Origin of the sequence: Novosphingobium kaempferiae (assembly GCF_021227995.1) — a bacterium.
GTDB classification, from domain to species: Bacteria; Pseudomonadota; Alphaproteobacteria; order Sphingomonadales; family Sphingomonadaceae; genus Novosphingobium; species Novosphingobium kaempferiae.
This window is the reverse complement of sequence record NZ_CP089301.1, coordinates 5316388-5341901: the sequence shown is the minus strand read 5'-3', so window position 1 is coordinate 5341901 and position 25514 is coordinate 5316388. Positions and strand designations below refer to the sequence as shown.

Annotated in this window: 32 protein-coding genes; 18 read left to right on the top strand and 14 right to left on the bottom strand. The window is 68.0% G+C overall.

Translation table 11 applies throughout. The features are described 5' to 3' along the window. Nucleotides 1–50 precede the first annotated feature (50 nt). Nucleotides 51–764, top strand: a complete 714-nt coding sequence (bdcA, locus tag LO787_RS24310) for an SDR family oxidoreductase (RefSeq protein ID WP_232493527.1) — start codon at nt 51–53, stop codon at nt 762–764. Between the two features lie 277 nt (nt 765–1041). On the opposite strand, the gene LO787_RS24305 is transcribed toward bdcA, so the two are convergent. The 10 genes from LO787_RS24305 to LO787_RS24260 form a co-directional block, all read right to left on the bottom strand. After that, nucleotides 1042–1386 (bottom strand): rod-binding protein, encoded by a 345-nt coding sequence (locus LO787_RS24305; RefSeq protein ID WP_232493526.1) that lies wholly within the window; start codon nt 1384–1386, stop codon nt 1042–1044. Next, entirely contained in the window at nt 1383–2510 is a 1128-nt protein-coding gene (locus LO787_RS24300) for a flagellar basal body P-ring protein FlgI (RefSeq protein WP_232493525.1), read from the bottom strand. Before LO787_RS24300 ends, LO787_RS24305 begins: the two co-directional genes overlap by 4 nt. Nucleotides 2511–2764: 254 nt before the next feature. Then, nucleotides 2765–3610: a flagellar basal body L-ring protein FlgH gene (locus LO787_RS24295; RefSeq protein ID WP_338045401.1), complete on the bottom strand. Its 846-nt coding sequence runs from the start codon at nt 3608–3610 to the stop codon at nt 2765–2767. Then, nucleotides 3610–4398, bottom strand: a complete 789-nt coding sequence (gene flgG, locus LO787_RS24290; RefSeq protein WP_232493524.1) for a flagellar basal-body rod protein FlgG — start codon at nt 4396–4398, stop codon at nt 3610–3612. The genes LO787_RS24295 and flgG overlap by 1 nt, the downstream gene beginning before the upstream one ends. Nucleotides 4399–4466: 68 nt before the next feature. Next, nucleotides 4467–5207 carry a flagellar basal body rod protein FlgF gene (locus tag LO787_RS24285; RefSeq protein WP_232493523.1) on the bottom strand — a complete coding sequence of 247 codons (741 nt, stop codon included), beginning with the start codon at nt 5205–5207 and terminating at the stop codon, nt 4467–4469. 133 nt (nt 5208–5340) lie between these two features. Beyond that, a complete protein-coding gene (locus tag LO787_RS24280; RefSeq protein WP_232493522.1) occupies nt 5341–6150 on the bottom strand; it encodes a flagellar hook-basal body complex protein in 810 nt (269 codons plus the stop codon). A 24-nt stretch (nt 6151–6174) separates the two neighbouring features. Next, nucleotides 6175–6486: a flagellar hook assembly protein FlgD gene (locus LO787_RS24275; protein WP_232493521.1), complete on the bottom strand. Its 312-nt coding sequence runs from the start codon at nt 6484–6486 to the stop codon at nt 6175–6177. Beyond that, the gene (gene flgC, locus LO787_RS24270; protein ID WP_232493520.1) at nt 6483–6887 is read right to left on the bottom strand and encodes a flagellar basal body rod protein FlgC; all 405 of its coding nucleotides are present in this window, start codon (nt 6885–6887) and stop codon (nt 6483–6485) included. The genes LO787_RS24275 and flgC overlap by 4 nt, the downstream gene beginning before the upstream one ends. 2 nt (nt 6888–6889) lie before the next feature. Further along, on the bottom strand, nt 6890–7237 hold the full coding sequence (flgB, locus tag LO787_RS24265) for a flagellar basal body rod protein FlgB (RefSeq protein ID WP_232493519.1): 348 nt from the start codon (nt 7235–7237) through the stop codon (nt 6890–6892). 126 nt (nt 7238–7363) lie between these two features. Further along, nucleotides 7364–7552, bottom strand: a complete 189-nt coding sequence (locus tag LO787_RS24260; RefSeq protein WP_232493518.1) for a hypothetical protein — start codon at nt 7550–7552, stop codon at nt 7364–7366. A 1-nt stretch (nt 7553) separates the two neighbouring features. Here LO787_RS24260 and LO787_RS24255 point away from each other — a divergent pair, with 1 nt between their 5' ends. From LO787_RS24255 to LO787_RS24220, 8 genes are all read left to right on the top strand, one after another. Further along, nucleotides 7554–8198, top strand: coding sequence for a MotA/TolQ/ExbB proton channel family protein (locus tag LO787_RS24255; RefSeq protein WP_232493517.1), 645 nt, complete (start codon nt 7554–7556; stop codon nt 8196–8198). Next, a complete protein-coding gene (locus tag LO787_RS24250) occupies nt 8195–8602 on the top strand; it encodes a hypothetical protein (protein WP_232493516.1) in 408 nt (135 codons plus the stop codon). Before LO787_RS24255 ends, LO787_RS24250 begins: the two co-directional genes overlap by 4 nt. A 39-nt stretch (nt 8603–8641) precedes the next feature. Then, on the top strand, nt 8642–9127 hold the full coding sequence (locus LO787_RS24245; protein WP_232493515.1) for a flagella basal body P-ring formation protein FlgA: 486 nt from the start codon (nt 8642–8644) through the stop codon (nt 9125–9127). A gap of 89 nt (nt 9128–9216) precedes the next feature. Continuing rightward, nucleotides 9217–9513: a flagellar biosynthesis anti-sigma factor FlgM gene (gene flgM, locus LO787_RS24240; RefSeq protein ID WP_232493514.1), complete on the top strand. Its 297-nt coding sequence runs from the start codon at nt 9217–9219 to the stop codon at nt 9511–9513. Further along, nucleotides 9513–9854: a flagellar protein FlgN gene (locus LO787_RS24235; protein WP_232493513.1), complete on the top strand. Its 342-nt coding sequence runs from the start codon at nt 9513–9515 to the stop codon at nt 9852–9854. Before flgM ends, LO787_RS24235 begins: the two co-directional genes overlap by 1 nt. A 169-nt stretch (nt 9855–10023) precedes the next feature. Then, nucleotides 10024–10881, top strand: a complete 858-nt coding sequence (locus tag LO787_RS24230) for a lytic transglycosylase domain-containing protein (RefSeq protein WP_232493512.1) — start codon at nt 10024–10026, stop codon at nt 10879–10881. Continuing rightward, nucleotides 10878–13004, top strand: a complete 2127-nt coding sequence (locus LO787_RS24225; protein WP_232493511.1) for a flagellar biosynthesis protein FlhA — start codon at nt 10878–10880, stop codon at nt 13002–13004. The genes LO787_RS24230 and LO787_RS24225 overlap by 4 nt, the downstream gene beginning before the upstream one ends. Then, a complete protein-coding gene (locus LO787_RS24220) occupies nt 13001–13735 on the top strand; it encodes a sigma-70 family RNA polymerase sigma factor (protein ID WP_232493510.1) in 735 nt (244 codons plus the stop codon). The genes LO787_RS24225 and LO787_RS24220 overlap by 4 nt, the downstream gene beginning before the upstream one ends. A 41-nt stretch (nt 13736–13776) precedes the next feature. Here LO787_RS24220 and LO787_RS24215 read toward each other — a convergent pair whose 3' ends face one another. Together LO787_RS24215 and LO787_RS24210 are read right to left on the bottom strand one after the other, a co-directional pair. Beyond that, a complete protein-coding gene (locus LO787_RS24215) occupies nt 13777–15534 on the bottom strand; it encodes a bifunctional metallophosphatase/5'-nucleotidase (protein ID WP_232493509.1) in 1758 nt (585 codons plus the stop codon). Nucleotides 15535–15601: 67 nt separating this feature from the next. Next, nucleotides 15602–16003 carry a metallopeptidase family protein gene (locus LO787_RS24210; protein ID WP_232493508.1) on the bottom strand — a complete coding sequence of 134 codons (402 nt, stop codon included), beginning with the start codon at nt 16001–16003 and terminating at the stop codon, nt 15602–15604. A gap of 97 nt (nt 16004–16100) precedes the next feature. On the opposite strand from LO787_RS24210, the gene nagZ reads away from it, so the two are divergent. The 8 genes from nagZ (at nt 16101) to LO787_RS24170 (ending at nt 21241) form a co-directional block, all read left to right on the top strand. Next, nucleotides 16101–17111, top strand: coding sequence for a beta-N-acetylhexosaminidase (nagZ, locus tag LO787_RS24205; protein WP_232493507.1), 1011 nt, complete (start codon nt 16101–16103; stop codon nt 17109–17111). A gap of 1 nt (nt 17112) precedes the next feature. Beyond that, nucleotides 17113–17910 carry a segregation and condensation protein A gene (locus tag LO787_RS24200; protein WP_232493506.1) on the top strand — a complete coding sequence of 266 codons (798 nt, stop codon included), beginning with the start codon at nt 17113–17115 and terminating at the stop codon, nt 17908–17910. 4 nt (nt 17911–17914) lie between these two features. Then, complete coding sequence (scpB, locus tag LO787_RS24195) at nt 17915–18544, top strand: SMC-Scp complex subunit ScpB (RefSeq protein WP_232493505.1); 630 nt, start codon at nt 17915–17917, stop codon at nt 18542–18544. Nucleotides 18545–18654: 110 nt separating this feature from the next. After that, nucleotides 18655–18897 carry a twin-arginine translocase TatA/TatE family subunit gene (locus LO787_RS24190; protein WP_232493504.1) on the top strand — a complete coding sequence of 81 codons (243 nt, stop codon included), beginning with the start codon at nt 18655–18657 and terminating at the stop codon, nt 18895–18897. Between the two features lie 20 nt (nt 18898–18917). Beyond that, nucleotides 18918–19328: a Sec-independent protein translocase protein TatB gene (gene tatB, locus LO787_RS24185; RefSeq protein ID WP_232493503.1), complete on the top strand. Its 411-nt coding sequence runs from the start codon at nt 18918–18920 to the stop codon at nt 19326–19328. Nucleotides 19329–19338: 10 nt separating this feature from the next. Further along, complete coding sequence (gene tatC, locus LO787_RS24180) at nt 19339–20169, top strand: twin-arginine translocase subunit TatC (protein ID WP_232493502.1); 831 nt, start codon at nt 19339–19341, stop codon at nt 20167–20169. A 4-nt stretch (nt 20170–20173) separates the two neighbouring features. Continuing rightward, entirely contained in the window at nt 20174–20383 is a 210-nt protein-coding gene (locus LO787_RS24175; RefSeq protein WP_232493501.1) for a hypothetical protein, read from the top strand. A gap of 252 nt (nt 20384–20635) precedes the next feature. Further along, nucleotides 20636–21241, top strand: a complete 606-nt coding sequence (locus tag LO787_RS24170; RefSeq protein ID WP_232493500.1) for a phytanoyl-CoA dioxygenase family protein — start codon at nt 20636–20638, stop codon at nt 21239–21241. Nucleotides 21242–21418: 177 nt separating this feature from the next. Here LO787_RS24170 and LO787_RS24165 read toward each other — a convergent pair whose 3' ends face one another. Both LO787_RS24165 and LO787_RS24160 read right to left on the bottom strand, forming a co-directional pair. Then, nucleotides 21419–23113: an amidohydrolase gene (locus LO787_RS24165; protein ID WP_232493499.1), complete on the bottom strand. Its 1695-nt coding sequence runs from the start codon at nt 23111–23113 to the stop codon at nt 21419–21421. Continuing rightward, on the bottom strand, nt 23110–24042 hold the full coding sequence (locus tag LO787_RS24160) for an NAD(P)-dependent oxidoreductase (protein WP_232493498.1): 933 nt from the start codon (nt 24040–24042) through the stop codon (nt 23110–23112). The genes LO787_RS24165 and LO787_RS24160 overlap by 4 nt, the downstream gene beginning before the upstream one ends. A 114-nt stretch (nt 24043–24156) precedes the next feature. Between LO787_RS24160 and LO787_RS24155 the strand changes: the two genes are divergently transcribed. Further along, the gene (locus LO787_RS24155) at nt 24157–25413 is read left to right on the top strand and encodes a threonine ammonia-lyase (protein ID WP_232493497.1); all 1257 of its coding nucleotides are present in this window, start codon (nt 24157–24159) and stop codon (nt 25411–25413) included. The last annotated feature ends 101 nt before the right edge of the window (nt 25414–25514 follow it).

Below are 25514 nucleotides of genomic sequence, written 5' to 3'. Positions count from 1 at the left end.
AAGGCGGACCGACGACCGGACCGCACCTCGAACGAAAATGGAGACCTCTCATGGATGATCTTGCAGGAAAGAATGTCATGATCCTCGGCGGCAGCCGCGGCATCGGCGCCGCCATCGTCCGGCGCTTCGCCGCAGGCGGCGCCTCGGTGACCTTCACTTACGCCGGTTCGCACGATGCGGCGGCAGCACTCTCGGCGGAGACCGGCGCCACCGCCGTGCGCGCCGACAGCGCAGACCGCGACGCCCTGATCGCAGCGGTCGCGGAACGCGGCGCGCTCGACGTGCTCGTCGTCAACGCCGGTACGCTGGTGCTCGGCGATCCCCTCACGCTGGATCCCGACGCGATCGACCGCATGATCGACATCAACGTGCGTGCGCCCTACCACGCCTCGGTCGAAGCCGCGCGCCAGATGAACGACAACGGCCGCCTGATCGTTATCGGTTCGACGAATGGGGATCGTATGCCGTTTGCGGGGGGAGCGGCGTATGCTTTGACGAAGTCGGCGATGCAGGGGATGGTTCGTGGCCTGGCGCGCGATTTCGGGGGTCGGGGGATTGCGGTGAACAGCATCCAGCCGGGGCCCACGGATAGCGACATGAACCCGGCGGACGGCCCGATGGCGGCGACGATGCATGGCTTCATGGCGATCCCGCGCCATGTTGCTGCCTCGGAGGTCGCCGAACTGGCAGCTTACCTGGCGGGCCCGCATGGCGCGATGATCACCGGTTCGCTGCAGACGATTGACGGCGGTTTCGGCGCGTAGGCGGTGCGGTGCGGGATCGGCGCGTTTGCGTGCCGGTTCTGCGCCGTGCGGATTGCAGACGCAAGAAAGGCCCCGTTCGGGGCCTTTGCTTTGTCTTTGCCCCCTGCCTTTGCAGGGGCGACGGGAGGAGGGGGCAGAGTTCTGGCGCATGCTTTCGGCGCTGTATCCGAACCTCGTTCCCCCTTTTCGTCATTGCGAGCGCAGCGAAGCAATCCAGCGTCGTGAGCCGACCGTGGATTGCTTCGCTGCGCTCGCAATGACGAAAGGAGGGGGCGCCTCACTTGTCGGCCTTGGGCTCCGTCGTTTCCTGCGGGGCCGTCGACCCATCCGACACGAACCGCGCCATCTGCGCCTCCAGCATCTTCGCAAGGCCGATGGTGCCTGTTTCGGCGGTGGCGTCGGTGAAATGCTCGTCCTGCAACTGGCGGAAGGTATCCATCGCCTGCCCGCCCGAGATGTCGCCCGCGCCGCCCTCTTCGCCGAAGCTGGTCTTGCGCGCGGCGCCGAGCATTTCGCGCAGGAACACCGCCTCGAACTGCTTGGCGACGGTGTGCAGCTTTTCGCGGTCGGTCTGCTCCGCCTTGACGGTCATGGCGGCGCTGGAAGGCAGGATCGTGCTCATATCACCACCATCTCCGCCTTGAGCGCGCCCGCCTGCTTGAGCGCCTCCAGGATCGCGACGAGGTCGGACGGGGTGACGCCCAGCATGTTCAGCGCGTCCACCACTTTCGACAGCGAGGCGCCGCCCCGGAAGTACGCGACCGAGCGCTGTTCCTCCTCGACCGAGACGTTGGAGTGCTGCTCTGTCTCGGTGCGGCCCCGGCTGAAGGGGGCGGGCTGGACGACCATCGGGTTCTCGTCCACGCGCACGGTCAGCTTGCCGTGGCTGATCGCGGCGGGAGACAGGCGCACGGCCGAATTGATGACGACGGTGCCGGTGCGGCTGTTGACGATGACGCGCGCGGCGGTCTCGGCCGGGTCCACGTCGATCATCTCGATCGCGGCCATCATGCTGGCACGGCTGTCGGCATCGCCCGGCAGGCGCAACGCAAGGGTCACGCCGTCCTCGACCGAGGCGATGCCCGGAACCTTGCGGTTGATCGCGTCGCGCACCCGCGCGGCGGTCAGGAAATCGGCGCTGAACAGGTTCCAGCGCAGCGTGTCGCCCGCGTCGAAGCCGGTGGCGACGGCGCGCTCCACGCTGGCGCCCTCGGCGATGCGGCCCACGGTCGGGATGTTGACGGTGACTTTCGAGCCGTCGCGGCCCGATGCGTCGAGCCCGCCGACCGCAAGGTTGCCCTGCGCCATCGCGTAGATCTGCCCATCCGCGCCGTAGAGCGGCGTCAGGATCAGCGCCCCGCCGCGCAGGGACTTGGCCTTGCCGATGGTGGAGACGGTGACGTCGATGCGCTGGCCCGGCTTGGCGAAAGCGGGAAGATCGGCGGTGATGACCACGGCGGCGGCGTTCTTGAGCCCCGGCGCGATCCCCGGCGGCAGGGTCAGCCCCATGCGGCCCGAAACGCCCTTCATCGCCTGCGTCACGTATTCGAGGTTGTCGTCCCCGGTGCCCGGCAGGCCGACTACGACGCCGTAACCGGTCAGCTGATTGGTGCGCACGCCCTGAAACTGGCCGAGATCGCGCACCCGCTCGGCATGGGCGGGAAGTGGGGTAAACGCGGTGAGGAGCAGCGCGAAGAAGGCGAGCAATCCCCAAACCGCGTCATTCCCGCGCAGGCGGGAACCCATCTCCTGTCCCATCCCCTTGCGCAACGGGCAAGCGCACGAGATGGGTTCCCGCCTGCGCGGGAATGACGGGACAGGGGGAAGGCTGCAAAGCAGCCGCAGCAGCGCCGGGATACCGCACTCCCACTTCGTCATTGCGAGCGAAGCGAAGCAATCCGGCGCAGAGCCACGGCGCGCTGGATTGCCGCGGCCCTGCGGGCCTCGCAATGACGAAGTGGAGGAGGAGACGGAGAGAGCAAAAGTCACGTCGGCCACCATCAGAACGGCGAGATCTTGTTGAAGAAGCGGCCCAGCCAGCCCTGCTTGCTGGCCTGCTGCAAGGCGCCCTTGCCCGAATACTCGATGCGGGCATCGGCCACGCGGTCGGAGGCGATCTGGTTCTCGGCGTCGATGTCGGCCAGCCGCACGATGCCGGAGAAGCGCACCCATTCGTCGCCCTGGCTGATGAGCATGCGCTTCTCGCCCCGGACCAGCGCGGTGCCGTTGGCGCGCACTTCGGCGATCGTCACCGACAGCGTGGTGTCGAGCGAGGAGGTCTGCGCCGCATTGCCCTGCCCGTTGAACGAGGAGTTCGACCCGGCCTTCAGCGAATCCGCCTTGAGCAGCTTCGAGACGAGGCCGCTTGTCGGCGGCTGGACGGAGAGCGAGCCCGACTTGCCGCTCTTGGAACTGACCGCCTTGGAGGCGCTGGTGCTCTCCACCAGCAGGATCGTCAGCGGATCGCCTACGCGCGCGGCGCGGGTGCCCTGATAGAGCGCGCCGTAACCGGTCGACGCGGCGAAGATGGACCCGGTCGCCACCACCGGCACAGGCGCGGCGACGGGCAGGGTGGGCTCGAAGCCGGAGGGCTTGGGCGGCTTCTTCGCGAGCACGGGGGCGGGCGAAAGCGCCAGCAAGGCGACGGACGCAAGGATCCTCCCCCGACGGGGGAGGGGGACCATGCGAAGCATGGTGGAGGGGCACGCGGCGGATCGCGTGCCCTCTAAGGACAGCGCCGTCTCGGGCGTGCGCAGCGAGGACACGCGACCCTGCGCGTGCCCCTCCACCACCGTTCCGGTGGTCCCCCTCCCCGTCCCAGGGAGGAACTGGCGTTCCCTGCTCATCACAGCGTCTGGTTGGCGTTGCGCAGCATCTCGTCCACGGCGGAGATCATCTTGGAATTGATCTCGTAGGCGCGCTGCGTCTCGATCATGTCGACGAGTTCCTCGACGACGTTGACGTTGGAGGCTTCGAGCATGCCCTGCCGGACATGGCCGCGCCCCTGCTCGCCCGCGATGCCGATCTGCGCCGGGCCGCTGCCCGCCGTCTCCAGCATGAAGTTGTCGCTGGCGGCCTGCAGCGCCACCGGGTTGGTGAAGCTGGCGATGGTGATCTGCCCCAGCTGCGTCGGCTCCGACTGCCCGGCCAGCTGCGCCGAGACGGTGCCGTCGTCCGAGACGGTGATCGAGGTCGCCCCCTCGGGCACGGTGATGCCGGGCTGCACGGGGTAGCCCTGCGACGTCACCAGCTGGCCTTCCGCCGTGCGGCTGAAGTTGCCCGCGCGGGTATAGCCGAGCTGGCCCCCCGGCATCTGGATCTGGAAATAGCCGTCCCCGTCGAGCGCGAGGTCGAAGGCGTTGCCGGTGGTCTGCAACGAGCCCTGCGTCTCCATCCGCGTGGTCGACTGGACGGCGACGCCGGTGCCGAGGTTGAGCCCGGTGGCATAGGCGGTCTCGGTCGAGGACTGGGCACCGGCGACGCGCGTGTCCTGATAGGCCAGCGTCTCGAAATTGGCGCGGTCGCGCTTGAACGCGGTGGTCGAGACGTTGGCGAGGTTGTTGGCGATCACGCGCATCCGCGTGTCCTGCGCCTCGAGTCCGGTGCGGGCGACCTGAAGGGCGGAACTGGGCATGGTCAAGATCCTCTGGGTGGTGGTCGGTGTCGCTTAGGTGCAGTTCAGTGCAGCTCAGTCGGGGCAGTTCAGTCGAGGCGCATCAGGCGGCTTCCCGCCTCGTCGAGATCGCCTGCGGTCTTCACCAGCTTGGTGCGCATGTCGAAAAGCCGCTGCGCCGCGATCATCTCGGTCAGTACCTCGGAAGGGTTGACGTTGGACTGCTCAAGGGCTCCGGGAATTACCTGAGCGTTCTCGTCGACCGGCAGGATTCCGCCATTGGGCACGCGGAACTGGCCCGCGATATCCTTGGCGATCTTCGTCCCCGCAGTGCTGACGAGCTTGACCTTGTCGAGCACCTGCGGCGCCGCATCCGGCGTGTCGGGGTCGCTCACCAGCACCCCGCCGTCCGGCCCGATCGACACTTTCGACCCGGCGGGCACGGTGATCGGTCCCGACTGCCCGATGACCGGCAGCCCGTCCCCGTTCTGCAGCACGCCGGTCACGGTGATCGAGAGATCGCCGCGCCGGGTGTAGCTTTCCTGCCCGTCCATCGCCTGCACCGCGAGCATGGCATCGCCCTGCATCGCGATGTCGAGCGGCAGGTTGGTGCGGTTGAGACCGCCCGCCTTCATTGACGCCGCCGAGACTTCCGAACTGGAAAGCGCACGCACTTCCAGCTGCGGACCTTCGAGGGTGGTCGGCGTCGCCTGAAGGATTTCCGCTTTGAAACCAACGGTCTGCGCGTTCGCCATGTTGCTGGCGATCACGCGTTCCCGGTTCATCGAGGCGTTCATGCCCGAGACGGCGGTGTAGATCAGGCGGTCCATGGGCGGTCCTTCTGGCGCGCATCCGTCCCCGCTTTCGTCATTGCGAGGCGGCGTAGTCGCCGTGGCAATCCACCGCTGCGCACGCCGCTCGGGATTGCTTCGCTACGCTCGCAATGACGAGGGAACGGGGTCATCAGGTGCGCAGGTTGATGACGGTCTGCGAGATCTGCGTGGCGGTATCGATGGCCTTGGCGTTGGCCTGGAAGTACCGCTGCGCACTGATCAGATCGACGAGTTCCTCGGCGATATCGACGTTCGAACGCTCCAGCTGGCCCGAGTTGATTGGGCCGAAAGCGCCCGAACCCGGCGCACCGTAAGCGGCAGGGCCAGACTTGCCGCTAACCTTCCAGCTCGAATCGCCGATCTGCTTGAGGCCGGTGGGCGAGGTGAAGTTGGCGAGCGCCACGGTGCCGACGTTGATGCTGCTGCCGTCGTCGTAGGAGGCGACGAGCTGGCCTTCCTGGTCGATCGTCACGCTGGCGAGGGTCGATCCGGCGGCGTTGGTCGGGGCGACCAGCGCGTCCTGACGCACGGCGGTGTTCACGGTGCCGTTGGTGTTCGGGAAGATCTGCAGGCGGCCGCCCTCGGCGTTCTTGATGTAGCCGCTGCCGTCGACGCTGAAGGCGCCGTTGCGGGTGTACTGGGTCTGGCCCGAGGTCGGTGAGACGGTGGTGAAGAAGCCTTCGCCGCCGATCGCGAGGTCAAGCGCGTTGCCGGTCTGCTCGACCGCGCCCGAGGTGAAGTTCTGCTTGATCTCGGCCACGCGCGAACCGATGCCGACGGTCAGTGAGGGATCGGTGACGACCGAGGACGAGACGATGTCGGCGAAGTGCGTGGTGCTCTTCTTGAAGCCGTTGGTCTCGGCGTTGGCGATGTTGTGCGAGATGACGTTGAGGTCGGTCTGCGCGTTCTTCAGGCCGGTCAGCGAGGTGTAGTAGGACATCGGTTATCTCCGGGAAAATGGGGTTCAGGCGGGCTTGGTCTGATTTTCGGCGAGCTTGGCGATGGCGGCGGCGGTGGCGTTCTGGGCCGAGACCACCGCGTCCAGCTTCTTCGCGATGGCATCGAGCGTCTCGCCGCTCTTCGTCGTGCTCGCGAGCGAGGAGAACTGCGCCATCTGGGCCAGCATCTCGCTGTTGTCGGTCGGGTTGGTCGGATCCTGCTGCTTGAGCTGGGCCGTCATCAGCTTGATGAAGTCCCCCGAATCCAGGTCGGCGAGCGAGTTCTTGGCCTTCGCGGCCGGAGCTGCCGCCGTTGAGTTTATGGCGTTGACGGTCATTTCATCCTCAGGGTGTCGAGCATCAGCTGCTTGGCGGTGGAGAGCGCCTCGACCATGTTCTGGTACTGGCGCGAGGCTTCGAGCATCTCGACCATCTCCGCGTTCTCATCGACGGGAGCGGTCCACACGTCGCCGTTCTCGTCGGCGAGGGGGTGGTCGGGGTTGTGCTGGCGCACTGCGGCGGCCTGTTCGCGCATCACGCCGTTGACCTTCACCGTCGCGAGGCCGCTGGCGCGGTCGAGGTCTTCCGAGAAGACGGCGCGGATCGGTTTGTAGGCGCCCTGTTCGGTGGCCGAGACTGAGCCCGCGTTGGCGAGGTTGGACGCCGCCGCGTTCATGCGCACCAGCTGCGCCGACATGCCGCGCTGGGCTACGCCGAAGAGGTTAAGGGGATTGGCCATCCTCACTCGCCCCGCAGCGCGCGCTTGACGGTGTCGACCCGCCCGCGAATGAAATCGAGCGTGGCCGAATAGCCGACCGCGTTTTCCGAGAAGGCGAGTTGCTCGTTCTGCAGCTCCACCGTGTTGCCGTCGAGCGAGGGCATCACCGGCACGCGGTAGAGCGCGGCGGTCTTGCCTGCGGCCTCGGCATCCATGCCCTTGTCGGCCGCGCGGATGGCGGTGGCGAAGTCGATGTCCTTCGCCTTGTACCCGGGGGTGCCGGCATTCGCGATGTTCGAGGCGATCAGGCCCATGCGCTGCGAGCGCAGCTCAAGCGCCTTGCCGTGTATGCCGAATAAGTCCTGCGCCATGCGGTACTGGTTCCCGAAACGTGGTTCGCCGGGAACTTCGCAAGGGGTGTGCCAAACGGTTGCAGAGGCGAGCGTATGGCCATTTCCAGAGTAGAGTCTGTTGCTCGGGAATGGCCGTTTTCCTCGTCATTGCGAGCGCAGCGAAGCAATCCAGAGCCGGGTCGCGCTGCCGTGGATTGCTTCGCTGCGCTCGCAATGACGAAGGGGTGAGCGTGCCCCCGGCAAACCCTTGCCGCCAACCGGCAAATGCAGGTTGCCGCCTGAAAACGCGCGGGAACTGCCGTTCTGGTCCTCAAAAGAAGGATCCTTGCGCAAGATGATCTCCCATTCCCTGTTCGATCCGCTCGGCGTCACGATCGTCGTGGGCGGCACCTGTCTGGCGACCGTCCTGCGCTGCGGGGTGAGCGACACGCGCACGGCGCTGGGCGCGGCGGCGCGGCTGTTCCAGCCACGCTTCAAGGCGTCCCGCGCGCGGGCCGAACTTGCCGTGCAGGTGCAGGAGATCCAGCAGGATGGCGTCATCCGCGCCGAGCCGCACCACGTCGGCGATGCCGAGATCGACGACGTCACCGACGCCCTGATCGAATCACGCTCGATCGAGGCGTTGCAGGAGGCGCACGTCGCCCACAAGCGGCGGCGGCTGGGGCAGAGCCGCCGCGCGATCCGCACTTTCGAGCAGGCGGCGGAACTCTCGCCCGTGTTCGGGCTGGCGGGGACGCTGGTGTCGCTGACCCGGCTGCCCGCCGATCCCGGCGCGGCGGCCGACTTCACCGGGGCGATCTCGATGGCGGTACTGACCACGCTCTACGGCCTGCTGCTCGGCAACCTGCTGTTCGCGCCCGTCGGCCGCATGATCGCCCGCCGCGCCGCGCATGAGGAAGGCGAGCGCCAGCGCGTGCTCGACTGGCTGGAGAAGCAGGTCGCCGGTGCCCTGCCGCACAATTTCGGGGTCGGGCGATGAAGGGCAACGCTTTCGGCTGGCAGACTTCGCTGGCGGATCTGTCGCTGATCCTGTTCATGCTCTCTGCCGCCGCGCTCCATGGCCGACCGGCGGCACACAGGGCAGAGGTCCGCGCCTCGCCGCGGTCGGAGCCGCTGGCCGTCTACGATGCCGCTCCCGATGCCCCGCGCCTTGCCGAATGGCTCGGTCAGCAGGCTGTCGATCCGCGCCAGCAACTGACCATCACCACCCGCTACGGATCGCAGTCCGGCGCCCGCGAGGCCGCTCTGCGCGAGGCGGCGCGACTGCTGGCGGAAGCGGGCGAGGCCGGGCGCTCCGCTCGCGTCGTGATCGAGCCGGGGGCAGGGCCCGCACGCGTGGCGCTGGCCTACGACGTGCCGGGTGGCACGGCTCTTGCTCGATAAGGGGCGCAACCGCCCTCAATCGAAAGGCCGCTATCCCCGATGTCCGCCAGCCTGCTCCTGTTGGCAGCAACCGTATCGGCGCAGTTCGCCGATCTCGACGCCATCGACCGCCAGGTCGCGGCCTTCACCGGCGCTGCGGCGGGCGAGATCGGCGGGGCGACGACGCCCCTCGACCGCCGCCTGCGCCTGCAGACCTGCCGCACCGGCACCGCGCTGTCGTGGCGCACGCAGGCGCATGACAGCGTCGTCGTACAGTGCGGAGACGCGGGCGGCTGGCGCCTCTTTGTCCCCGTCCGCGCCGTCGCGGCGGCGCAGGCCGGTGCCATGGCGGTGACGCGCGGGGATGCGGTGTCCATCGCGGTCTCGGGCGAGGGCTTCACCGTCTCGCAACCCGGCGAGGCGCTGGAATCCGGCCCCGTCGGCGGCTGGATCAAGGTGCGCCCGGTCTCCGCGGGCAATGCGCGCGGGGAGACGATGCGGGCGCAGGTCCAGCGGCCGGGTCTGGTCGCGGTGCCCCTGCCGTGAATTGCCGCTCCGGCAAAAATCTGCCGCTACCCTAAAAGTCCTGCCGCCCCTGCCGTTCTGAGGGGCAGGACATCTCAAGGAGCGGCAACATGCCACCAATCGAAGTGGGGTCTGCGCAGCGCGTCGGCGCTATCGAAAGCAGGCTGGCCCGCGTGACGGGCGGTGACACGAATCTCGCGGTCGTGAAGACCCCGACCACCAACACCGTCTCGGCTGCACCGTCGGTCGAGACTTCGCAGGCGCTCGCGGCCGGGAAGGCCCCGATCGACACCGACCGCGTCGCCCTCATCCGCCAGGCGGTGGAGGCCGGGACTTATCCGCTGGTCCCCGCGAAGATCGCCGACGCCATGATAGCAGCGGGAATGCTGCTGAGGACCGGACACTGATGCTTACGCCCTCTTCCGACCTGCGCGACGCCCTGCGGCAGATGCTTGCCGTTCTGGAAGAGGAGCGGCAGGCGCTTGCCGGTCTCGACATCGACGCGATCGTCGGCACCACCCGCGACAAGGACCGCCTCTGCGGCGCGCTGGAGCATTTCGGCGAGGCGCAGCTGGACGAGGAATCCCGCTCGATGCTCGACGCCGCGCGGCGGCTGAACGAGGTGAACCGGCAGGTGCGCAACATCATCGCCGCCAACGTCTCGCGCCGCCTGAACGCGCTGACGGGGAGCCCGCAGCTGTACCGCATTCCCAAGGGATACGCGGCGATGGCGAACGGGCGGGGCTAACGTCCTTCAATCGTCATTGCGAGCGCAGCGAAGCAATCCATGGTCGGCCCGCCGCCGCTGGATTGCTTCGCTGCGCTCGCAATGACGATGCGAGAGGAAAGCGCTACTCCCTTCTGGCACACCTCTTGCTGAAACCGCTCCCGGCAACCCCTTTGCCGGGAGTTCTGTTTTGAGCGACGGAAGAGTTCTCAGCAGTCTAGGCATGCTTGCGGGCGCGGGCACGCAGGTGCGCGACGCCATCGCCCGCGCCGCCGAAGCCACCGGGGTCGATTTCGACTACCTGCTGGCCCAGGCCAAGATCGAATCCAGCCTCGATCCCGCCGCCCGTGCCGCCACCTCCAGCGCGGCGGGGCTCTACCAGTTCACCACGGGAACCTGGACCGCGACGCTGGGCCGCCACGGCGCGGAGCACGGCATGGGCTGGGTCAACGACGCGCTCGCGACGCCGACCGGCCGCGCGCAGGTCATGGCGCTGCGCTACGATCCGCAGGTCGCCGCGCTGATGGCCGGGGAACTGGCGTCCGACAACCGCGCCGACCTTACCGCGCGGCTGGGGCGCGAGCCTGATGCCGCCGAACTCTATCTCGCGCATTTCCTCGGCTCGGCCGGTGCAGGCAAGTTCCTCGAGGCGCTGGCGGCGGATTCCACCCAGAGCGCCGTTTCCCTGATGCCCAAGGCGGCTGCGGCCAACCGCTCGATCTTCTTCGCAGGTGGTGCGCCGCGCTCGGTCGGCGGGGTCATGGCGCTGATCCGCGACAAGGTGCAGGGCGCGATGGAGGGCGGTTACACGCCGTCGACGACGGTCGACTGGTCCAATCCCCAGATTGCCTACCAGACCGCCGGGCTGGACATGCCTGCTGGCCCACTCGCGAGGGAGTTCCACGCCGGGCAGCCGCAGGGCGCGGCGCAATCCGCTCCGGCCCGTTCGATGTCCGAAACCCTCGCCAGCGCCTTCGGGACAGGCGGCTCATCCGCGCCCGAACATGTGCGCGCCGCTTACGCCAAGCTCGCGAGCCTCGGCCTGTGAACCTGCTTTCCCGTATCGGCAATCCGGGGGCGATGGCGCTTCCGGCGGGAATCCTCGTCCTCATCTGCCTCATGATCGTGCCGGTTCCCGCGATCGTGCTGGACGTGTCGTTCGTGCTCAACATCGCGCTGTCTGTGGCGGTGCTGATGGCGGCGATGAACGCGGAAAAGCCGCTCGACTTCTCCGCCTTCCCCTCGGTCCTGCTGTTCGCGACGCTGCTGCGGCTGGCGCTGAACGTCGCCTCCACCCGCGTCGTGCTGGTCCATGGGCACGAGGGCGAGGCGGCGGCGGGCAAGGTGATCGAGAGCTTCGGCGCCTTCCTCATCGGCGGCAACTTCGCGGTCGGCATCTTCGTGTTCCTGATCCTGATGATCATCAACCTGGTGGTCGTCACCAAGGGCGCGGGCCGCGTGTCCGAAGTCTCCGCCCGCTTCACGCTCGACGCGCTGCCCGGCAAGCAGATGGCGATCGACGCCGACCTCGCCGCCGGGCTGATGACGGCGGACGAAGCCAAGGCCCGCCGCCGCGAAGTGGCGACCGAGGCGGACTTCTACGGCTCTATGGATGGCTCCTCCAAGTTCGTGAAGGGCGACGCCATCGCCGCGATGCTGATCCTGGGCGTCAACGTCATCGCCGGGTTCTGCCTCGGCATGCTGAGCCACGGCCTGTCCGCGAGCGAGGCGGCGCAGACCTACATCACGCTCGCCATCGGCGATGCGCTGGTGGCGCAGGTGCCGGCGCTGCTGCTCTCCATCGCTGCCGCCATCATCGTCACCCGGGTGTCCGACAGTCGCGGTCTGGCCGGGCAGATCGGCGGTCAGTTCGCCTCTCCGGGCACTTGGCTACCCGTAGGTGTCGTTCTGTGCGCGATCGGTGTCATCCCGGCGATGCCGCAGTCGATCTTCCTGCCCGCCGCCGCCATGGCATTCTGGCTGTGGCACAGCCTCAAGAAACGCGCCGATCGAGCCCTCATCGCGCCGGTGGTGGAGGAAGAACCCGTTGCTGCGCCGGACCCTTCGAAGATCGCGCTGGAGGACGTCTCCGACCACACCCTCGTCACCATCGAACTGGGCTACGGTCTCGTCCAGCTGGTCGACGAGCGGCGCGGAGCCCCGCTCGTCAGCCGCGTAACCGGGGTGCGCAAGCAGCTGAGCCAGAGCTTCGGCTTCATCGTCCCGCAGTTTCGCGTGCGTGACGCGCTCGACATGCCGCCGCACGAATACCGCATCGTATTGGGCGGCGTGAACCTTGGCGGCGCGGCGGTGCGGGCGGACAAGGTGCTCGCCATCGACGCAGGAGAGGCGCGCCCCGGCCACGCCCTGCGCGGCGAGCCCTGCTTCGACCCGAGCTTCGGCTGCCCGGCGTTGTGGATCGACCCCGCCGCGCGCGATCAGGCGACGGCGGACGGCTTCCTTACGGTCGATCCCGGCACGGTCATCGCAACGCACCTCAACCAGCTGCTGTCGGCGCGGCCGCAGGATCTGCTCGGCCCCGATCAGGTGCGCACGCTGATCGATGCGCTGAAGGAGCACTCGGCGGGCCTTGTCGAGACGGTCCATCCCCAGCCGCTGTCGCTGGCCGCCGTCACCCGCCTGCTCCGCGCGCTGCTGGAGGATTATATCTCCATCGCGCATCTGGTGCCGATCTTCGCCAGCCTTTCGCGCGCGGTGCAGCAGACGGTGGAGCACGACCGCCTCGTCGAACTGGTCCGCGCGGACCTCGGCGCGCTGATCGTCGGGCGCATCTGCTCGCCCACCGAGCGCCTGCCGGTGGTGACGCTCGACGCCGGTCTGGAGGGCGCGATCGTGCAGGGCATGGTCGATCCCGCGACCGGCCAGCCCGTGATCGAGCCCGACCTCGCCCGCATGATCGGTGAGCGTATCCTGGCGCTTGGCGAGATGCGCGGTCCCCACGCGACCCCGCTGGCACTGGTCGTGCAGCCACGGGCGCGCCGCGCGCTGGCCGCCCTGCTGCGCCTGCGCGCGCCGGGGTGCCTCGTCCTCTCGATCTCCGAACTGCCCGCGACGCAGCCGATCGAAGTGATCGACGTGATCGGCGCCGCCGCTCCGCCAGCCACACCGCCGGGGCTTCCCGCGCCCGATGAAGAAAGTATGGCCGCATGAATATCGACCAGATGGCCTTTTCCGCCGCCCGGAGCGCATACCGGGGCGACGTGGCGGATCGCGTCCGTCGCTTCCTGCCGATGGTCAAGCGGCAGGCCTGGCACGTCCACGGCACCGGGCGCCCGGGCATCGAACTGGAGGATCTGGTGCAGGTCGGCCTCGTTGCTCTTACCGAATGCGCGCAGAAGCACGACCTGCCGACCGAGGACGGCTTCGCGGCCTATGCCAAGATGCGCGTGCGCGGCGCGATGGTGGACCTCGTGCGGCGCACCGTGCCGGGATCGCGTGGTACGTCGGAGCGCCGCCGGATGCTGGCCGACAAGGAAACGCAGCTGCGCGGCTATCTGGGCCGCGATCCCCGGCCTGACGAACTGGCGCGGGCGATGGGCATGGGGGAGGGCGAACTCGTCAGCATGCGCGACGCCGCCCAGCCGCTGCGCTTCGAGCCCATCGACGAGGTCTATTCCGACCAGTCGATGACCTTCGCGACGGAGACGCCCGACAGCTTCGCCATGCTGGCCGATGCGCAGTTGCGCGGTGCCGTGATCGAGGCGATCACCGACCTGCCGGATCGGCTCAAGATGATCGTGCAGCTCTACTTCGTCGAGGAACTGAATCTCGCGGAGATCGCCGAAGTGCTGCAGGTGTCGATCCCGCGCGTCCACCAGCTGAAGGCGCAGGCGATCGACAAGCTGCGCGCGAGTTTGCAGGGGGTGGCGGAGGTTTTGTGACGCTCACGTCGTCCCGGAGCAAGTCTGGGACGACGATACCCTTACTTATCCAGCCGCACCGCCCGCTCTTCCTGCGGAACCTCGCGCACCGGCACGGCGGCGAGCCAGTCCTGGAACGCCTCGTTGTCGACCATGCCGCGCACCACGTCGGTGCCCTGCTTGAAGGTCGCGAAGCCGTCGCCGCCTTCCGCCAGGAAGTTGACCACGGTGACGCGGTACTTCGCGGTCGGGTCGAGTGGCTTGCCGTTCAGCGTCAGCGAAACCACCCGGCTGCCAGAGGGGCGGCGCATGTCGTAGCTGAACTTCAGGCCCGCCGAGGGCGCCAGCGCCTGCTTGTCGCCGGTGTCGTCGAGGCCGTCCTCGATCACCGCGCGGACTTGCGCGCCGGTCAGGGTCATGGTGACGAGTTCGTTGTTGAACGGCTGCGTCGCGTAGACCTGTCCGAACGTGACGGTGCCGTCCGCTGCCGGATCTATGGGCGCGCGGATGCCGAAGGGGTTGGTGAAGGCGATCTGCGATCCCGCCGCCTTCGCGCCCGCCAGCTGCGAATCGGCGATCAGGTTGCCGAGCGGGCCGCCCGATCCGCTCTCGCTCGATGCCTTGGCAGCGGGGCCGGACAGCTTGCCGACCGGCCGGGCGATGAGGCCCGCCGCATCCTTCACATAGCCCGCGATGTACTCTGCCACGTCGGCGCGGGGCTGGAACTGCGGATAGAGCGGCGTGTTCGGAACGTCGCCCCGGCCGCTGGTGTAGCCGGGCGACTGGACGATGACGTTCTGCGCCTTCTTGGCCACGACCTTGTGCGTCGTCGGGTCGATGCTGAGCGTGATGTCGGTGACGAGCTTGCCGTAGACGCCCGCGCTGGTCAGCAGGATCGGCGTGCCGTCGCCCGACTGGCCGTACTGGCACACATACTGCCAGTGCGTGTGGCCCGAGACGACAAGGTCGACGCCGGGGTTCAGCCGGTCGAGGATCGGCTGGATGTCACCCGCAAAACCCTCGCACGAATTGGGGTTGGAAACGGTGGTCTTGCCGCCCTGGTGGATCAGGACGACGACCGCGTCCGCGCCCTCCGCCTTCAGCTTGGGGATGGCGCGGTTGATCGCGTCGGCCTCGTCGCCGAAGGTCAGGCCCTTGAGCTGGTCGGGCGAGACGAGCGTGGGCACGGTCTTGAGCGAAAGCCCGACGAAGCCCACCGTCACCTGGCGCGCGCCTTCGCCGAAGGTCTTGAGGCCGGTTGCCGGGAACAGCGTGGTGCCGTCCGCCTTGAAGGTGCCTGCCGACAGGTACTTGTAGCTGGCGCCCTTGAACTGCTCCAGCTGGCACGGCTCCAGCCGCGTGTTCTTCTCGCACCCGCCGTTCTGGAGGCGCTGCAGTTCCTTCCAGCCGCGGTCGAATTCGTGGTTGCCGACCGCGTTGAACTCCAGCCCGATGCGGTTCATCACGCCGACCGCGGGCTCGTCGAGGTGGAGCGAGGAGGCGAGCTGCGAGGCGCTGGTCAGGTCGCCCGCCGCGACGACGACGTTGTTCTGATGCTTCGCCCTGATCGAGTCCACTGCCGAGGCGAGCCATGCGCCGCCGCCTGCGGGAACGGGGATGGTTTTGCCGTCAGCGCCGGGGGCCTCCACCGCTGCCTTGGGCGGCTCCAGCGCGCCGTGGAAGTCGTTGATCGCGATGATCCCCACTTCGACCGGCGCGGCGGCAGTCGGCGTGCCGGGGCGGCTGGCCTGAGGCGCGGCGCAGGCGGCAGTGAAGGCAAGGGCGAGAAGCGGCAGCGCGCGGAGACGGGGGGAAGTCATGGCCCGGCTCTATCGCAACAGAACGTGACGAACCAAGGACGATTTTCGCGCCGGGGCGCGCGCAGGATCAGCGCGCCTGATCCTCCAGCGCGTGCATCGCATCGTCCGACAGGCCGAAGTGGTGGCCGACCTCGTGGATCACGACATGGGTCACGAGGTCTTCCAGAGCGACTTCCGTTTCGCACCACTCGGCCAGCAGCGGCTGGCGATAGAGCGTGATGCGCGGCGGAAATTCACCGGAAACCCACGATGATTCCATGTCCATCGAACGCCCGTGGTAGAGCCCGGTCAGTTCCCAGGCATCCTCGATCCCCATGTCCGCCAGCGTCTCCTCGTCGGCGAATTCCTCGATGTGGACGGTGATCCCGTCTAGGTGCTGCGCGAAGGGTTCGGGGATGCGCGCGAAGGCGGCGCGGGCGAGCCGGTCGAACTCGGCGGCGGAGGGGGGAGGGCCGAAACTGCGCGTCATGCCGGTGGTCATGGCAGGTTTCGTCGCAGCGCGCCATCCACACCCTGATGGGGGCGCCAGCTTGCGAAAATCGCCCGTTTCTGCGAGCCAACAAGGCATGGTTCCGGCAATCTTCGGCCTCTCCGGCCTGACCCTCACCGACGACGAGCGCGCGTTCTTCCGCGATGCCGATCCGGCGGGCTACATCCTGTTCGGCCGCAACGTGGAGAGCCGCGCGCAGGTCCGCGCGCTCACCGACGAGCTGCGCGCGATCCACGGGCGCGACCGCCTGTTCGTCTGCATCGACCAGGAAGGCGGCCGCGTCGCCCGCATGAAACCGCCAACGTGGAGCGCCTATCCGACCGGCGAAGCGTTCGACCGGCTTTACGACCTCGCCCCCGCCAGCGCCATCGAAGCGGCGCGGCTGAACGCGCAGGCCCTGGGCATGGACCTTGCCGAAGTGGGCGTCAGCGTCGATTGCCACCCCTCGCTCGACGTCCGCCAGCCGGGCGCGCACGACGTCATCGGCGATCGCGCGCTGGGCGCCGAGCCGATGCGCGTGGCAGCGCTGGGCCGCGCCATCCTCGACGGGTTCGCGCGCGCAGGCGTCGCGGGCTGCATCAAGCACATTCCCGGTCATGGCCGCGCGATGGCGGACAGCCACAAGGAACTGCCGACCGTCACCGCCTCCGCACAGGAACTGGCGACCGACATCGCGCCCTTCCGCGCGCTCGCCTCCGCCCCCATCGGCATGACGGCGCATGTGCTCTACACCGCTTGGGACGCAGAGAATCCGGGCACCCTTTCGCCCGTCGTGGTGGGCGAGGTGATCCGCAAAGCGATCGGCTTCACCGGCTTGCTGCTGACCGACGACCTCGACATGCAGGCGCTCTCGGGCACCGTGCCGGAGCGGGCGGCACGGGCCATCGCGGCGGGTTGCGACATCGCGCTCAACTGCTGGGCGAAGATGGACGACATGGTCGGCATCGCGAAGGCCCTGCCGGTGATGGGCGCCGAAACCGCCGCCCGCCTCGACCGTGCGCTGGCCGCCACCGGAGAGCCTGCCGCCGCCGAGCACGCCACGCTGCTCGCCCGCCGCGACGCGCTGCTGGCGCTGCGGAGCGCTTGAGGTGGCCACGGCCCCCGGCCTCTTCGACAACTGGGACGCAGAGGACCGCAGCGGCGTCCAGACCGACAAGCTGTACCTTGAGATCGAGGGCTGGGAAGGGCCGCTCGACCTGCTGCTCGACCTCGCGCGGCGGCAGAAGGTGGACCTTCTGCGCATCTCCATCCTCGAACTGGTGGACGCCTACCTCACCTATATCGAGGAGGCCGAGGCGCTGCGGCTGGAACTGGCGGCGGACTATCTGGTGATGGCGGCGTGGCTCGCCTACCTCAAGTCCGCGCTGCTGCTGCCGCGGGACGAGCAGGAGGAGCCCGGCCCCGAGGAAATGGCGCTGCGCCTGCAGTTCCGGCTCCAGCGGCTGGGGGCCATGCGCGAGGCGGCGGCGCGGCTGATGGGGCGCGACCGGCTGGGCCGCGACGTGTTCGTGCGCGGCGCGCCGGAGGGGCTGCGGGTCGACCGCAAGTCGCTCTGGCAGTGCGAGTGGTTCGACCTCGTAAGAGCTTATGGCGACGTGAAAATCCGCTCGCAGCCGGTGGTCCACATGGTGCGCGAGCGGATGGTGATGACGCTCGACACGGCGATCCAGCGGGTCGCCTCGATGCTGGGTGTGGCGATCGACTGGGTGGACCTCAAGGACTTCCTGCCGCCCGCGCACGACAGCTGGGCGAACCCGCAACTGCGCCGTTCCGCGCTGGCTTCCAGCTTCGTCGCGGCGCTGGAACTGGCGCGTACCGGCAAGGCCGAACTGGCGCAGGAAGAGACATATGGCCCCCTGCGGATCAGGGCGCCGAAGGGACATTGAGACGGTGACGGATAGTGTACTGAACGGCACCGACGATGTGCTGAGGGCGGTGGAGGCGACCCTGTTCGCCGCCGAGGAGCCCCTGAGCGCCGAGCAGCTCGCACTGCATCTTGGCTTCGGCGAGAAGGCCTCGACCGTGCTTCCGGCGCTGGCCGAACTCCAGCGGCACTATGCCGGTCGGGGCGTCCAGCTGATCGAGCGGGGCGGGCGCTGGCATTTCCAGACCGCGCCCGATCTTGCCCACCTGCTCCGCCGCGAGAAGGAGGATCTGCGCCGCCTGTCGCGCGCCGCCACCGAAGTGCTCGCCATCGTCGCCTATCATGAACCCGTCAGCCGCGCCGAGATCGAGGCGATCCGCGGTGTGCAGACCGCCAAGGGCACGCTCGACGTGCTGATGGAGGCGGGCTGGGTGCGCGTGGCCGGGCGGCGCGAGGTGCCGGGGCGACCGGTGATCTATGCGACGACGCCGGTATTCCTCGACCATTTCGGACTTACCTCCCTGCGCGAGCTTCCGGGCATCGACGAATTGCGTGCGGCGGGCTTGCTCGATCCGGTGGACGAGGACATGATCGAATCCGTGCTCGGTGGCGGAAAACCGGGCGCTTCGGACAAGGCGCAGCCCGAAGACGACTGAGGTGCGACCGTCGAAGGACAGAACCATGACGGGCTGGCAACTTGCCGTCAAAGCGCCTACATGCCCCCTATGAACGGTCGGAATCGGCCGCATGTTTTGGAGTTGAGGTTATGGGTAGCTTCTCGATCTGGCACTGGCTGATCGTTCTCGTGATCGTGCTCGTGCTGTTCGGACGCGGCCGCGTGTCGGAAATCATGGGTGACTTCGGCAAGGGCATCAAGAGCTTCAAGGACGGCATGAACGAGGAAGAGGCCAAGAAGGCTTCCAACTCGACCCCCGCCGCCCAGATCTCGTCGCAGAAGGCCGATCCCGCGCCGACCACGACGACTGAAACCAAGAACGAACAGGCCTGAGAAACCGGGCCTGATCGGGGATGTTCGACGTAGGCGCATCCGAGCTGCTGATGATCGTCATCGTGGCGGTCGTGGTCATCGGTCCCAAGGACATGCCGATGGCGTTGCGCACGGCCGGTCGCTGGATCGGCAAGATGCGCAAGATGTCGAACCACTTCCGGTCCGGCATCGACGCCATGGTGCGCGAGGCCGAGCTGGAGGAGATGGAGCGCAAGTGGCGTGAGCAGAACGTGGCCATCATGAAGGCGAGCCCGCAGCTCCCTTCGATGGATTCGACCGTGAACCCCACTGCCGACGACATGCAGCCGCCGCTGGCATCGGTCTCCGAACACGCGCCCGAGGAGGCCGTGGAACCGCAGGTCGAGCCTGCGGCGGAGCCCAAAGCCGAACCCAAGCAGGCCGAACTGCACCTGCCGCCCCCGCCGCCCTGAGTTTCACGCCATGCAGCCCTTCCGCATCTCCGACATCGACGACACGCAGGCGCCGCTGCTCGACCACCTGATCGAGCTGCGCGGCCGCCTGCTGCGCGCCTTCCTGGCCTTCGCGGTGGCGTTCGCGGTGTGCTTCTACTTCGCAGGGGACATCTTCTCGTTCCTCGTCCGCCCGCTGACCGAGGCGTTCCCGCCCGGGCAGGGCAAGCTGATCTACACGAAGCTGTACGAGGCCTTCTTCGTCGAGGTGAAGATCGCGATGTTCGCGGCCTTCTTCGTCAGCTTCCCGGTGATCGCCAACCAGATCTGGCAGTTCGTCGCCCCCGGCCTCTACGCCAAGGAGAAGAAGGCGTTCCTGCCCTTCCTCATCGCGACTCCGGTGCTGTTCACCATGGGCGCCGCGCTGGCGTACTACGTGGTGATGCCGACGGCCTTCCACTTCTTCCTGGCGTTCGAGGGCGAGAAGGGCGGTCTCAAGCTGGAGGCGCTGCCGGGCACGGGTGACTACCTCGCGCTCGTGATGCAGTTCATCCTGGCGTTCGGCATCAGCTTCCTGCTGCCGGTGCTGCTGATGCTGCTCAACCGCGCCGGCATGGTGACGCGCGCCCAGTGCGTCGCCGCGCGCCGCTACGCGATCGTCGGCGTCTTCATCGTGGCCGCCGTGGCGACCCCGCCGGACGTCGTCTCGCAGCTGCTGCTGGCGATCCCGCTGCTCATGCTGTTCGAAGGCACGCTGATACTGATGTGGTTCACCGAACGCCGCGACGCGAAGGAACGCGCGGCCGAGGAAAAGGCCATCGAGGAAGCCGCCAAGGAAGCCGGACACGCCGCGGCGGAGTGAGGGTATGATCCCCGTCGAGGTCTTTGGAAATGAGGAGAGCGACGACGCTCCGCTGTTCGTCGCCTCGTTTGATTTTCTGCCTCGGGTGGGTGAGAATATCTCCAAGGACGTGGGCGGCTACTTTGCCTATTACGAAGTGGTCGAGATCTGGCATCGCGAGGACGCGGACAGCGGAACGTTCCGGGCCTGCCTGGCGGTGAAGTTGAACGATTGAAACTGCCGTTGGGGGTGGGCTTCGACAAGCTCAGCCTGAGCGGAGCCAGGCTAAGACGCTGCGAGGGGGCACTGCCCACTCCCCACCAACCACCTCCAAACCCGCTCAGGCTGACCTTGTCGAAGCTCCCGGCGGCAAGGCGCTCGCCTTGTGCTCATCTATTCCGATGCCTAACCCATGGGCATGGATAGTCTGACAGACGATTTCGCAACTACAGGTGCCGTGCGGTTGCGAGGGGCGCTCGCGTCCAGCATGGCCGAATTGGAGCGCAGCCTCTCTGGCTTGCCTGCCGACAATGCCGGGGTTCGCCTTCATGGAATAAGGCCGCTGCGGGAGATGTTGGCCGCTGATGGCTGCGTGGGTATGCGTCCCGCCAGCTTGCTCGGCCAGTCGGCCAGACCCGTTCGAGCGGTCCTGTTCAACAAGACGTCCGCGACGAACTGGTCGCTCGCCTGGCATCAGGACCGGACGATCTGCGTGAAGGCGCGGCGGGAAGTCGCGGGATTCGGCCCATGGACCGTCAAGCAGGGCATGATCCATGTCGCGCCGCCGGTCGAACTGCTGGCGCGGATGGTGACGATCCGCGTCCATCTGGATGACGTTCATCCGGGCAACGCGCCGTTGCTGATCGCGCCGGGATCGCATCTTGCAGGCATGGTGCCGGTTCAGGATATCGCCGAGGTCGTGGAGCGCTACGGGACGAAGGTTTGTCTGGCGGAGGCGGGCGACGTGTGGATGTATTCCACGCTTATCCTGCACGCTTCCGAAGCGGCGCGGGAACCGGCAAGCAGGCGCGTTCTACAGGTGGACTACGCGGCGTTCGACTTGCCCGGCGGGCTCGAATGGCAGGGTGTGTGAAGCGGCTTCAGCCCTTTGGAGCGCTCTAACTCCCGACAAGCCAGATTTACCCCGCCGCCCCTGCGCAGGCAGGGGCTTATCCCGGGCTAGCTGCCTCGCAGTGAGCAAGGTGTCGTGACGAGAGAAGCGATGGGCCCCTGCCTACGCAGGGGCGACGGGCAGTGGGGCGGAGAGCCCTTACCGCCGCACGCCCGCCTTGCCGCCGTCCTGCGCGGCCGACCATGCCAGTCGCCCGCCGATCCACGTTTCCAGCACCTTCGTGCCGCGTAGCACCTGCGGGTCGGCGGTCATGGGATCCTGATCGACGAACAGGAAATCCGCGCGCATTCCCTTCGCGATGCGGCCGAGGCGGTCTTCGGCGAACAGGGAGTAGGCCGCGCCGGTGGTGTAGGCGGCCAGCGCCGCCTCGCGCGGGAGGCTCTCCTGCGGTTGCCAGCCGCCGGTGGGCTGGCCGTCCGCGCCGGTGCGGCTGATCGCCACCGCCAGCCCCTCGAACGGGTGGGCGGGCTCGACCGGGGTGTCGGAGCCGAACGCCAGCTTCGCGCCGGTCGCGGCGATGGACTTCCACGCATAGGCCCCGGCCAGCCGCTGCGGGCCGAGGCGGGCCTCTGCCATCGTGCGGTCCGAGGCTTCGTGCTGCGGCTGCATCGAGGCGATGGTGCCGTTGCGACCGAAGCGCGGGATGTCGGCGGGGTCGACGATCTGCGCATGCTCGATGCGCCAGCGGCGGTCGCCCTTGTAGGTCTGCGACAGTTCCTCGATCGAATCGAGCACGGTCGCGTTGGCCTCGTCGCCGATTGCGTGGACGGCCACCTGGAAGCCGTCCATCGCGGCGCGGCTCATCAGGTTGCCGAGCTGGGTGCCGCTCATCTGCGGCAGGCCCTTGGTGGCGGTATCGTCGGCGTAAGGCGCCTTGAGCCACGCCCCGCGCGAACCCAGCGCGCCGTCGAGGTAGAGCTTCACCCCGTTCATCTTGAGCTTGTCGTTGTAGAGCCAGGGCGTCGGGCCCGGCCCGCCGATCAGTGTCATCGCGTCGATCCCGCCCGCATAGGCGACCACGCGCATGCGCAGCTGGCCCTTGTCGGCGGAGCGGCGATAGGTCTGCCAGTCCTCGATCGAGGTGCCCATGTCCGCGACGGTGGTGACGCCCGCCGCCAGGAACTGCAACTGCGCCTCGCCGAAGGCGGTGTCGGCATCCTCGGGGCGGGCCTTGGGGCGCTTCTTCTCGACCAGCGCGGTGGCGCCGTCGATGAGGACGCCCGCCGGGGCCTTCGATCCCGCGACGCGCACGATCTCGCCGCCCGCCGGGTCGGCGGTAGCCGCGGTGACGCCTGCTGCCGAGAGCGCGGCAGAGTTGGCCCATCCGGCGTGGCCGTCGATCCGCATGAGCCACGCGGGCTTGCCGCCGGTCGCGCCGTCGAGTTCGGCGGCGGTCGGCATGCGGTCCAGACCCCAGTTGGCCTGGTTCCAGCCGCCGCCGAGGATCCACGGCGCATCCGGGTGCGCCGCCGTCCACGCCGCGATGCGCGACAGGGCCTCATCCAGAGACTTCGCCATCGACAGGTCGAGCGTCATCTTCGCGAAGCCGGTCTCCATGACGTGGCCGTGCGCGTCGATCATCCCGGGCACGAGGATGCGGCCCTTGCCGTCGACCTTGTAATCGACCTTCTTGGGGCGCTTTTCGTCCTTGTGGAACACCTGCAGGATGTGACCGTCAGGGCCGATCAGGAAGCCCTCGAAGCGCTCCACCCCGCCGTTGCCGTCAGGGGTCAGACCTTCGACGTTGTCGACGAGGATGTCGGCGCGGGCCTGCGTGGCCAGCGCCGTGGTGCCGGAAAGCAGCGCGATGGCTGCCGCAATCTTCAAATTCACTGGCTACCCTTCTTCGGCAGGCGCTTGATGATGGCGCTCGTATCGAGCCGCCCGCCGCCCTGGGCCTGCACTTCGGAGAAGAACTGGTCGACCAGCGCCGCGATCGGCAGCGATACGCCGAGCCCGCGTCCTTCCTCGAGGCTGAGACCGAGATCCTTCCTCATCCAGTCGATCGCGAGGCCGAAGTCGAACTCGCCCGCGTCCATCGTTTTCCAGCGGTTGTCCATCTGCCAGGACTGCGCCGCCCCGCCCGAGATCGCCTCGTAGACCTTTTCCATGTCGAGGTGCGATGCCTGCGCGAAGCGCACTGCCTCTGCCAGCGCGGCCACGTTGCCGGCGATGCAGATCTGGTTGGCCATCTTGGCGATCTGGCCCGAACCCGCCTTGCCGACGTGGACGATGCGGCTGGAATAGCTCTCCATGATCGGACGCGCCGCTTCCAGCGCGTCGTCCCGCCCGCCGCACATCAGCGTGAGGGTGCCATTTTCCGCGCCGATCTGCGACCCGGTCATCGGCGCGTCGACGCAGTGGATCTTGAGGTCGCGCGCCTCGACCGAGATCTGGCGGGCGATGCGGGCCGAGACGGTGGTGTGGTCGATGAAGGTGCCGCCCTTCTTGAGCATGCGGAACACGCCGTTGGGGCCGAGCACGACGTCGGACAGGTCATCGTCGTTGCCGACGCAGGTGATGACGACGTCGGCGTCCTGCGCCGCGTGGGCCGGGTTGGCGGCGATGCGGTGGGCGAGGCCGGGGTTGGCGTCGCGCCACTTGCGCGCGCGTTCGGGCGTGCGGTTGTAGATCGTCAGCTCGTGCCCGGCTTCGGCGATATGCCGCGCGATCGCGCCGCCCATCGTGCCGAGGCCGATCATCGAGACTTTACGCGGCGGGGTCGCGGGGGCGGGCGCTGGGGAGACGGTCTGCTCGGTCATGAGGGCGTTCTAGCGCCTTTTGCGCGAAAGCAAACCGCCATGGCTCGTGCATCCATGCACGTGGAGGCGACTGCGCTTTCAATTCATCGCGCAATCCGGTAGTCGCGCGGTTCTATGGACCAGACTCTGCTCAACATCGCTCCCGCGGACGTTTCCGACGCCCCGCTGACCGCAGCCGACGTTCGCGCGGCGGCGGAGCGAATTTCGGGCAAGGTCGTGCGCACGCCGACCGAGTACAGCGCCACGCTCAGCGCGATCACCGGCTGCGACATCTGGCTCAAGTTCGAGAACCTGCAGTTCACCGCCGCCTACAAGGAGCGCGGTGCGCTCAACGCGCTGCTGCAGCTGCCGGAAGAGCGCAAGGCCCGCGGCGTCATCGCGGCCTCGGCGGGCAACCACGCGCAGGGCCTCAGCTACCACGGCACACGCCTCGGCGTGCCTGTCACCATCGTCATGCCCAAGACCACGCCGACCGTGAAGGTCATGCAGACCGAGAGCGTCGGCGGCAAGGTCGTGCTGGAGGGCGAGAGCTTCGACGAGGCCTACGCCCACGCGCGCAAGCTGGAGGGTGAGCTTGGCCTGACCTTCGTCCACCCCTTCGACGACCCGCACGTCGCCGCCGGGCAGGGCACCGTGGCGCTGGAGATGCTGGAAGATGCCCCCGAACTGGACACGCTTGTGCTTCCGGTCGGCGGCGGCGGCCTGTCCTCGGGCATGGGCACCATCGCGCGCGACATCAACCCGGACATCCGCCTGATCGGCGTCGAGGCGCAGCTCTACCCGTCGATGTACAATCTGCTCAAGGGCACCAACCTGCCGATCGGCGGCGATACGCTGGCCGAGGGCATCGCGGTGATCGCGCCCGGGCTGATGACCTCCAAGGTGCTCCGCCCGCTGCTCGACGAGTTCCTGCTGGTCAGCGAATCGTCGGTCGAGAGCGCGCTGTGCCTGCTGCTCCAGATCGAGAAGACGCTGGTCGAGGGTGCGGGCGCCACGGGCCTTGCCGCCGTCATCAACAACCGGGAACTGTTCGCGGGCCGCAAGGTCGGCATGGTGCTTTCGGGCGGCAACATCGACACGCGCCTGCTGGCGAACGTGCTGCTGCGCGACCTCGCCCGCTCGGGCCGCCTCGCACGCCTGCGGATCGGCCTGCAGGACCGCGCCGGTGCGCTGTTCAAGGTGGCGAAGGTGTTCCACGAACACAACGTCAACATCATCGAGGTCTTCCACCAGCGCATCTTCACGCACCTGCCCGCCAAGGGTCTCGTCACCGAGATCGAGTGCGAGGCGCGCGACAAGCAGCAACTCGAAACCCTTGTCTCCGCCCTGCGGCGCGAGGGCTACGAGGTGAAGCTGGTCGAGACCGAGTAGTAACGATTACACCATCGAGCCGCCCCGAATTGACACGCGGGGCCCTCGATGGTGCCGCTTCGGTGCGATTTTGCCTCCGGACGGTCGGTTTTTGTGGTTAA

Bases quoted from the DNA above. Each gene is read 5' to 3' on its own strand.
- LO787_RS24210 (WP_232493508.1), bottom strand. From the start codon at position 16,003: ATGACGCGCAGTTTCGGCCCTCCCCCCTCCGCCGCCGAGTTCGACCGG.
- LO787_RS24280 (WP_232493522.1), bottom strand. From the start codon at position 6,150: ATGTCCTACTACACCTCGCTGACCGGCCTGAAGAACGCGCAGACCGAC.
- tatC (WP_232493502.1), top strand. From the start codon at position 19,339: ATGCAGCCCTTCCGCATCTCCGACATCGACGACACGCAGGCGCCGCTG.
- flgG (WP_232493524.1), bottom strand. From the start codon at position 4,398: ATGCCCAGTTCCGCCCTTCAGGTCGCCCGCACCGGACTCGAGGCGCAG.
- flgB (WP_232493519.1), bottom strand. From the start codon at position 7,237: ATGGCGCAGGACTTATTCGGCATACACGGCAAGGCGCTTGAGCTGCGC.
- flgM (WP_232493514.1), top strand. From the start codon at position 9,217: ATGCCACCAATCGAAGTGGGGTCTGCGCAGCGCGTCGGCGCTATCGAA.
- LO787_RS24235 (WP_232493513.1), top strand. From the start codon at position 9,513: ATGCTTACGCCCTCTTCCGACCTGCGCGACGCCCTGCGGCAGATGCTT.
- bdcA (WP_232493527.1), top strand. From the start codon at position 51: ATGGATGATCTTGCAGGAAAGAATGTCATGATCCTCGGCGGCAGCCGC.
- LO787_RS24295 (WP_338045401.1), bottom strand. From the start codon at position 3,610: ATGAGCAGGGAACGCCAGTTCCTCCCTGGGACGGGGAGGGGGACCACC.
- LO787_RS24300 (WP_232493525.1), bottom strand. From the start codon at position 2,510: ATGGGTTCCCGCCTGCGCGGGAATGACGCGGTTTGGGGATTGCTCGCC.
- LO787_RS24285 (WP_232493523.1), bottom strand. From the start codon at position 5,207: ATGGACCGCCTGATCTACACCGCCGTCTCGGGCATGAACGCCTCGATG.
- LO787_RS24170 (WP_232493500.1), top strand. From the start codon at position 20,636: ATGGCCGAATTGGAGCGCAGCCTCTCTGGCTTGCCTGCCGACAATGCC.
- LO787_RS24175 (WP_232493501.1), top strand. From the start codon at position 20,174: ATGATCCCCGTCGAGGTCTTTGGAAATGAGGAGAGCGACGACGCTCCG.
- LO787_RS24245 (WP_232493515.1), top strand. From the start codon at position 8,642: ATGTCCGCCAGCCTGCTCCTGTTGGCAGCAACCGTATCGGCGCAGTTC.
- LO787_RS24275 (WP_232493521.1), bottom strand. From the start codon at position 6,486: ATGACCGTCAACGCCATAAACTCAACGGCGGCAGCTCCGGCCGCGAAG.
- LO787_RS24215 (WP_232493509.1), bottom strand. From the start codon at position 15,534: ATGACTTCCCCCCGTCTCCGCGCGCTGCCGCTTCTCGCCCTTGCCTTC.
- tatB (WP_232493503.1), top strand. From the start codon at position 18,918: ATGTTCGACGTAGGCGCATCCGAGCTGCTGATGATCGTCATCGTGGCG.
- LO787_RS24190 (WP_232493504.1), top strand. From the start codon at position 18,655: ATGGGTAGCTTCTCGATCTGGCACTGGCTGATCGTTCTCGTGATCGTG.
- flgC (WP_232493520.1), bottom strand. From the start codon at position 6,887: ATGGCCAATCCCCTTAACCTCTTCGGCGTAGCCCAGCGCGGCATGTCG.
- LO787_RS24155 (WP_232493497.1), top strand. From the start codon at position 24,157: ATGGACCAGACTCTGCTCAACATCGCTCCCGCGGACGTTTCCGACGCC.
- LO787_RS24160 (WP_232493498.1), bottom strand. From the start codon at position 24,042: ATGACCGAGCAGACCGTCTCCCCAGCGCCCGCCCCCGCGACCCCGCCG.
- nagZ (WP_232493507.1), top strand. From the start codon at position 16,101: ATGGTTCCGGCAATCTTCGGCCTCTCCGGCCTGACCCTCACCGACGAC.
- LO787_RS24250 (WP_232493516.1), top strand. From the start codon at position 8,195: ATGAAGGGCAACGCTTTCGGCTGGCAGACTTCGCTGGCGGATCTGTCG.
- LO787_RS24255 (WP_232493517.1), top strand. From the start codon at position 7,554: ATGATCTCCCATTCCCTGTTCGATCCGCTCGGCGTCACGATCGTCGTG.
- LO787_RS24220 (WP_232493510.1), top strand. From the start codon at position 13,001: ATGAATATCGACCAGATGGCCTTTTCCGCCGCCCGGAGCGCATACCGG.
- LO787_RS24305 (WP_232493526.1), bottom strand. From the start codon at position 1,386: ATGAGCACGATCCTGCCTTCCAGCGCCGCCATGACCGTCAAGGCGGAG.